This is a genomic window from Mesorhizobium sp. M2C.T.Ca.TU.002.02.1.1 (assembly GCF_003997225.1).
The window spans coordinates 1-1,849 of the sequence record NZ_RZTO01001041.1; the positions used below are offsets into that span (position 1 = coordinate 1).

General features: G+C 64.8%; 2 protein-coding genes. Both read right to left on the reverse strand.

Going from position 1 to position 1,849, the window contains the following annotated elements; all coding sequences use genetic code 11:
* Nucleotides 1-589 (reverse strand): class I fructose-bisphosphate aldolase (locus EOD07_RS33060; RefSeq protein ID WP_127238217.1); only part of this gene is annotated, 589 nt, incomplete at its 3' end.
* Between the two features lie 409 nt (nt 590-998).
* On the reverse strand, nt 999-1,849 hold an 851-nt coding region (locus tag EOD07_RS33065), incomplete at its 5' end, for a phosphoglycerate kinase (RefSeq protein ID WP_164772781.1).

Consider the following 1,849-nt stretch of genomic DNA (forward strand, 5'->3'; position numbering starts at 1 on the left):
AGACAGCGTAGCAGGTGTCGATCGAATGGGCGCCGTCCATCAGCACCTCCGGCTCGACGATCGGCACGATGCCGGCCTCCTGGCAAAGTGCCGCATAGCGGGCCAGCGCATGGGTGTTGGAGCCGACCGAGGTGGCGGAGGGCACGCCCTTGGTCGTGTCGATGTCGATCACCGCGCGCCATTTGGCGAAGCGGGCGCCGAGCTTGTAATAATCGGCAAGCCGCTCGCGCAACCCGTCGAGGCCCTCGGTGATGGTGTCGCCGGGAAAGCCGGCCAGCGGCTTGGCGCCGAGGTCGACCTTGATGCCGGGAATGGCGCCGGACGCCTTGATGATGTCGACCAGCGGCGTGCCGTCGGCGGCCTTCTGACGGATGGTCTCGTCATAGAGGATGACGCCGGAAATGTATTTGGACATCGCTTCCCTGGCGCGGAACATCATCTCGCGATAGTCGCGCCGGTTGTCGGCGGTCGATTCGACGCCGATGACGTCAAAACGCTTCTTGATGGTGCCGGAGCTCTCATCGGCAGCCAAAAGGCCCTTGCCGCCGCTCACCATCGCGGCGGCGATATCTTCGAGACGTTCGCTCATGGGTGATCTCCTACGCTGCGTTTGTTCCGCGCTGGCAGAACACTACCGCCAAAGGAATGACGCCGGAAAGCTAGAATCGATTGAAAATCCGGGCACAGAAATTTGACCGGTCGGCTATGTCCGCGTTGGCGGGCGTCATACCTTGGAAGTTGGCCGAAACGCCCATCGCGATCGTCATTCCAGGGCGGAGCAAGGAGCGAAGCGACGCGCGCAGACCCTGGAATCCATTCCGTGACGTCAGAGCGCCGCAGCGGCGCAGAATTTTGCACCGCTGCACCCTTCAATCAAGGTAACGGAATGGATCCCAGGGTCTCCGCGACGGAGCTTACGCTCCTGCTTCGCCCTGGGATGACGAGGTTGGGAGGCTTCAGCCAATCTCCAGCGTTTGTGCCGCTCAGCCTTGAACGACTCAGCGCTTCAGCACCTCGACGCCGGGCAGCGGCTTGCCTTCCATCCATTCGAGGAAGGCGCCGCCGGCGGTCGAGACATAGGTGAAGTCGTCGGCGACGCCGGCATGGTTGAGCGCGGCCACCGTGTCGCCGCCGCCAGCGACGGAGACAAGCTTGCCCGCCTTGGTGCGGGCCGCGGCATGCTTTGCCGCCGCCACCGTGGCGCGGTCGAAGGGCTCGATCTCGAAAGCGCCGAGCGGACCGTTCCAGACCAGCGTTGCGGCGCGGTCGATCCAGTCGTTGACGCTTTGCACGGTCTTTGCGCCGACATCGAGAATCATGCCGTCGGCCGGCACGTCCGAGATGGCGACGGTCTCGCTGGGCGCGCCCGCCTTGAATTCCCTGGCGACCACGCCGTCGGCGGGCAGGATGATGGCGCAGCCGGCTTCGGCCGCCTCGATCATGATCTGCTTGGCAGTGCCGGCGAGGTCATGCTCGCAGAGCGACTTGCCGACATCGGTGCCGCGCGCGGCCAGGAAGGTGTTCGCCATGCCGCCGCCGATGACCAGCGCATCGACCTTCTTCACGAGGTTCATCAAAAGGTCGATCTTGGTCGAGACCTTGGCGCCGCCGACGATGGCCACAACCGGCCGTACCGGATTGCCGAGGCCCTTTTCCAGCGCGTCGAGCTCGGCCTGCATGGTGCGGCCGGCATAGGCCGGCAGCCGGTGCGCCAGGCCTTCGGTTGAGGCATGCGCGCGGTGCGCGGCGGAAAAGGCGTCGTTGACATAGATGTCGCCATTGGCGGCGAGCTTTTCGGTGAAGGCCGGCTCGTTCTTTTCCTCGGCCTTGTGGAAGCGGGTGGTCTCGA